The sequence below is a fragment of the Thermoleptolyngbya sp. M55_K2018_002 genome (genome assembly GCF_015295965.1).
Taxonomy (GTDB): Bacteria; Cyanobacteriota; Cyanobacteriia; order Elainellales; family Elainellaceae; genus Thermoleptolyngbya; species Thermoleptolyngbya sichuanensis.
Genome location: NZ_DVEA01000397.1, coordinates 1 through 4,951, shown reverse-complemented (window position 1 = coordinate 4,951; position 4,951 = coordinate 1). Strand labels below are relative to the sequence as shown.

Below are 4,951 nucleotides of genomic sequence, written 5' to 3'. Positions count from 1 at the left end.
CCCCCGCCCCGACCGCAAAAGCATCTGCCGCCCGCCCGCGCACGGTGGCCCGCCTCAAATCGTCGCCTGCCAAGTCAGCTAAACCACCTGCGAGTAGACCGCCCGCCCGTGGTTTCAAGCCCTCGGCAGCCCCCGTGGCCGAACCCGTCGCCTCCGTTGTGCTTGACAGTCAGCCTGCCGTGCCAGCGCCCATGCCAGCGCCCATGCCAGCGGTGACGGTTGCGCCCGCTGCGTCTACCCGCAACGGGAGCCAGCCCGCCGCTAAGGATGCAGTTTCTCTGGAACAGGCCACCTATGACTATGTGAAGTCGTCCAACGGGGCCAAGCTGACGGACATTGAATCTGCCCTTGGCATGAACCGATTCCAGGCTGTCGATACGCTGCGATCGCTGATCAAGCAAGGGCTGATCGTGCAGCGCGATCGCCTCTACTTGGCGCAAGATCAAGCCTGACTCCCAACCCCTCAGCAAGCCCATTTCATAGCCCTTTTCATATTTTCATATCAGAGGAAAACTACCCGTGACTACCGTTCTTCGTGCCAGCCCCCGCCGATTTGTCAGTACGCCCGCAGTCGAACGGGTCGCCACTCGCGCCCTGCGCTATTTGCAGTCGGGCTTTTCTGTCCACCTGCGCGGCCCGGCGGGCACGGGCAAGACCACCCTAGCGCTTCACCTGGCGGACATGATTGCCCGGCCCATCATGCTGCTATTTGGCGACGACGAGTTCAAAACCTCTGACCTGATCGGCAACCAGTCTGGCTATACCCGCAAAAAAGTCGTGGACAACTTCATCCATAGTGTGGTGAAGGTAGAGGACGAGCTACGGCAAAACTGGGTGGATGCTCGTCTGACGCTGGCCTGCCGCGAAGGGTTCACGCTGGTCTATGACGAGTTCAACCGATCGCGCCCAGAGGTGAACAACGTGCTGCTGTCGGCGCTGGAGGAAAAGCTGCTGGTGTTGCCCCCCAGCCACAATCGCACGGAGTATATCCGCGTGCATCCCCAGTTTCGCGCCATTTTTACCTCGAACCCAGAGGAATATTGCGGCGTTCATGCGACGCAGGACGCACTGCTCGACCGCCTCGTCACGATCAACATGCCAGAGCCGGACGAGCTGACGCAGCAAGAAATCGCGGTGCAAAAAACCGGGATTGATCGCGAAAGCGCCAGCATCATCGTGCAACTGGTGCGGATGTTTCGCACGAAGACGGGTGCAGAAACCTCGTCGGGGCTGCGGTCTTGCCTGATTTTGGCGAAGATCTGCCAGGAGCATGAAATCATTGCCACGCCAGAAAACGCGGAGTTTCGCGATATTTGCCAGGATGTGCTGCTGTCTCGCGCGAGGCGATCGCTCTCCGAAGCCACCCAGATTTTGTGGGATACCTTCAATGAAATGATTCGGCTGAACACAGATGCGGCTCGCTCGCCTGTCGATCTCCGCGTCACTGAGGTAGCGCCAGATCCCCAGCCAAGCCCTGAATCAGACCTGCAAACGGCGATCGCCCCCCAGCCCGAAACCCAAGTCCGCCCGCCGCTCAACACCCTCCCCCTCTCCTCCACTGACGCTGCGACAGACAAACCCAAAGAAGAGCCTGAGCCTCCTACGGTTCCCTACGAGCGCGACATCTTCGAGTATCTCCAGCGCCATCCCGACGTGCGCCCCTCGGAAATCGAAACCGCCCTCGGCATCACCCGTTTCCAGACCATCAACGCCCTCAACGCCCTGCGCGACAAAGGACTGGTCACTAATCGAGGCGGCTCTGGCAGGGCCAATACCTATCGCGTCTGCGAGGGAGAACGCGCCTAGTTTACTCATTCGTCAAGAATTGAGCCTGCTTGAAATCGCTCGATTCCTGAGGACAGAAGCCCCACGCTGACCCCCTCTCGCCCCCTTACTATCTACCCCCAACCATGCCTTACTCAACTGCTCAACCAACCCGCCCCGTTCCTACGGTGACTCAAGGCTCGACGCTGGCAGATGTGCTAGAGCGCGTGCTGGACAAAGGCATCGTGATTGCAGGCGACATCTCGGTTTCTGTAGGTTCTACAGAACTGCTGAGTATCCGCATTCGCCTGCTGATTTCTTCGGTGGATAAGGCCAAGGAAATTGGCATCAACTGGTGGGAAAGTGACCCGTTTCTCAGCAGCCAGTCACAAAAATTGCTGGAAACCAATCAGCAACTCGAAGCTCGCATCGCCAGCCTAGAGTCGGAACTGCGATTGCTCCGCCCTGCCACTGCCCAATAAGCCCACCTTTAGCCACCGCTGAACACAGCAAGCCTTCTCATGCGGCTTGACTCAGGTGTAGAGGCTGGCTACAAATTCGCCATAGCCGTTGTAGGGCAGCGTTGGCACTTCTTCCCAGGAATACTGGTTGCCCGGGCCGATTAGCCGCTCTTTGGCCTGCGACCAGCGGGGATGGGGCACGTCTGGCTCCACGTTCGCTTCAAACTTGTATTCGTTGGGGCTGAGGGTGTTCCAGTACGTGGCGGGCTGCGTGTCCAAAAACTCGATTTTGACGAGGGATTTTGCACCCTTGAAGCCATATTTCCACGGGATGACCATGCGGATGGGTGCGCCGTGCTGCTTAGGCAGCGTGTGCCCGTAGATGCCGACGGCAAAGAAGGCGAGGTCGTTGGCCATTTCTTCGATCCGCAGCCCTTCGGTGTAGGGGAAGGGCAGAAAGCGGGCGGGCGGAAAGCTGGGGCCTTTGGTCACGGCAGGGTCGAAGTAGGACGTAAAGCGGACAAATCTTGCCGAAGATTTGGGGTCTACGTCTTTTAGCAGGGCGTTCATGGGAAAACCCAGCCACGGAACAACCATCGCCCAAGCTTCGACGCAGCGAAATCGGTAGATGCGTTCTTCTAGGGGAAAGCGGGTGAGCAGGTCATCTAGGTCATAGGTTTTGGGATTGTTGACCAGACCCGTGACTTCTAGCGTCCAGGAATCGGTGGGCAGGGCCTGGGCGGCTTGCCAGATTGCTTTGGAACTGCCGAACTCGTAGAAGTTGTTGTAAGTGGCGGCCAGCACTTCGCCTGTGACGGGGCGGCCTGCATCTTGAAAGGCGGGATTGGCGATCGCCCTCAGTGCCTTTGTACCCGTCAGTTCCTCTGCGATGGGGGCCTGGGCGGTTTGGCAGCCCGCCAGCGGCAAGGTCGCCATTGCAAGGCCGCCGCCGATCATCGTTTTCAGAAATCGTCGTCGGTTCAGAAACACCGATTCAGCCGTCACTGCGTTTTCGGACAGCCGCCAAGTGGGGGGCACATGCAGAAATGCCATAGGATCGTGCTAGAAAAACTAGATTCAGACTGTGTTCGGAAAGCTGAGTAGACTTAACAGTTCTTAACCTGTCTGTATTTTGGCATGAATCGGGGTTTTGGCATGAATGGGGCTTGAGTTGAATCTGGATGATTGTAGCTACTCCGGCTCGAAGGGCGATCGCCCGTTGAACGAGGGCGGTACATAGTTGGGGCGGGCTAGAGTTTCCGCTAATTCATCCAGCAGTTGGGCGATCGCCCGATCATCGCGGGCCAGGCTGCTGCGGAGGTTGATCCACAAACTGCACGACCGCTGGTTCGCCGTCACCACGACCGCCTCGCGCTGGGCAAGACGGCAGGCAAAGTGATAAAGCCGCGATCGCTGCTGAGCATCGACCGTTTGCAGGCGGTAGTACAACTCGCTGCGATAGTACATCCCGTCTTGAATGCTGTCCCTAAACCAAAACTTGAACGGAAAGAAATTTCCTTCATCAATAACTGGCGGCAACACGGCGACACTCGCTCTCAAGCATTCTGTATAGGGCGTTATATGAGGACGAGCCTAGTGACACCCCATCCCTAGTATGGGCAGATTTCCGAAAAAACTCTCAGAAAACCATAGCTCTAGAAGCGCTGCTTGGCCGAAGTTTGAGATTTGCCCCTAGAGGTTTACGCAGTCTTCATATATCCGTCAGGAACATTTGAAAAAAGTTTGTGGTCATGGCAAACAAATAGCGGCGACGGCCGTATGCACCCGGTGCAAGCAATAGACAGAAACAGTTCCAGTGATTTTTTGGGAAACCTGACTCTGTGCTGCGCTGGGGTGCCGCCTGCTGGTGCATCCGCTATTTCTAGCCGTTGAGGATTTTAGCAGCGCGTTTGGCTGCCTCCCAGCCTTGAGCTAACAGGCTGGTCGAGCATAGCCCCGCGCAACAGGGAATCTCCTAACGCTCGCGATCGCCCTTTATTTTGCCAGTCGGTTTCTCGATTGCAAGATGGCGATCGCCGGGCCAATTCCGTTCGTTCACCTTTACTAAATTCCAAAGGAATTTCACGATGACGAAACCAGTCAAGCCTTATCTCTCGCTACCGGCGCTGGCGCTGACTCGCGGATCTGCCCGCAGGCTGGCGATCGCTCTACTGTCGGCCACGCTGATGGTAAGCGGGCACGCCCCCTTGCTGCACGCCCAAACCCGTTCCGATGCGCCAGTGCGCGTGAGCCAGCGCCAGCAGGGATGGGAGGCAGCCCTGACGGTTGCTCGTGTGTTGGACAGCCGACAGGATCTGGCAGGGATTGTCTTGCAGCTAGACGTGCTGGACAAGCCCGTGACCACCTACGCCAACGTGGTGTATCAAATCTTTGCGCGGGTCAACGGCCGCTGGCAGCAGGTCTACACCACGCGAGGCGCACGGCTAATTGCTAGCCCCAGCGGCCGGCAGAGTTCATCCGCTGGAGCGATTTGCAAGCTCAGATTGGGCGATCGGTCAACCTGAACACGCTGGAATTCCGCTCTATTGCGCGAGTCAGCTACGACGTGCAAAGCCGCCGCAACCAGCAGGTTTCCTGGGAATCGACCCAGACCTACGCCTCGCTGCCCCAGACGACTGTGACCCAAGTGGAAAGCGGTCAGGTCGTGATTGTCCGCGAGACGGTGATTACCGAAACCGTTAACGACCGCGGCCCGGGCCGCCCCC

Annotated in this window: 6 protein-coding genes and 1 pseudogene; 5 read left to right on the top strand and 2 right to left on the bottom strand. The window is 58.0% G+C overall.

Annotated features, from left to right (window positions below; translation table 11 throughout):
- The 3 genes and pseudogenes from IGS51_RS20320 to IGS51_RS20310 form a co-directional block, all read left to right on the top strand.
- A pseudogene (locus IGS51_RS20320) lies at nt 1–452 on the top strand (hypothetical protein); the annotation flags it as partial.
- A 67-nt stretch (nt 453–519) separates the two neighbouring features.
- Nucleotides 520–1,806 (top strand): gas vesicle protein GvpN, encoded by a 1,287-nt coding sequence (gene gvpN / locus IGS51_RS20315; protein WP_297080590.1) that lies wholly within the window; start codon nt 520–522, stop codon nt 1,804–1,806.
- 104 nt (nt 1,807–1,910) lie between these two features.
- Entirely contained in the window at nt 1,911–2,246 is a 336-nt protein-coding gene (locus IGS51_RS20310; RefSeq protein ID WP_297080589.1) for a gas vesicle protein, read from the top strand.
- 51 nt (nt 2,247–2,297) lie between these two features.
- On the opposite strand, the gene msrP is transcribed toward IGS51_RS20310, so the two are convergent.
- On the bottom strand, nt 2,298–3,278 hold the full coding sequence (msrP, locus tag IGS51_RS20305) for a protein-methionine-sulfoxide reductase catalytic subunit MsrP (RefSeq protein WP_297080588.1): 981 nt from the start codon (nt 3,276–3,278) through the stop codon (nt 2,298–2,300).
- Nucleotides 3,279–3,416: 138 nt separating this feature from the next.
- On the bottom strand, nt 3,417–3,767 hold the full coding sequence (locus tag IGS51_RS20300; RefSeq protein ID WP_172353673.1) for a hypothetical protein: 351 nt from the start codon (nt 3,765–3,767) through the stop codon (nt 3,417–3,419).
- A gap of 545 nt (nt 3,768–4,312) precedes the next feature.
- On the opposite strand from IGS51_RS20300, the gene IGS51_RS20295 reads away from it, so the two are divergent.
- Both IGS51_RS20295 and IGS51_RS20290 read left to right on the top strand, forming a co-directional pair.
- Nucleotides 4,313–4,750, top strand: a complete 438-nt coding sequence (locus IGS51_RS20295; RefSeq protein ID WP_297080587.1) for a hypothetical protein — start codon at nt 4,313–4,315, stop codon at nt 4,748–4,750.
- Nucleotides 4,717–4,951: hypothetical protein (locus tag IGS51_RS20290; RefSeq protein ID WP_297080586.1), on the top strand; the 235-nt coding region annotated here is incomplete at its 3' end. The genes IGS51_RS20295 and IGS51_RS20290, both read left to right, overlap by 34 nt.

Coding starts and splice junctions, on each gene's coding strand:
- IGS51_RS20295 (WP_297080587.1), top strand. CDS start 4,313: ATGACGAAACCAGTCAAGCCTTATCTCTCGCTACCGGCGCTGGCGCTG.
- IGS51_RS20310 (WP_297080589.1), top strand. CDS start 1,911: ATGCCTTACTCAACTGCTCAACCAACCCGCCCCGTTCCTACGGTGACT.
- msrP (WP_297080588.1), bottom strand. CDS start 3,278: ATGGCATTTCTGCATGTGCCCCCCACTTGGCGGCTGTCCGAAAACGCA.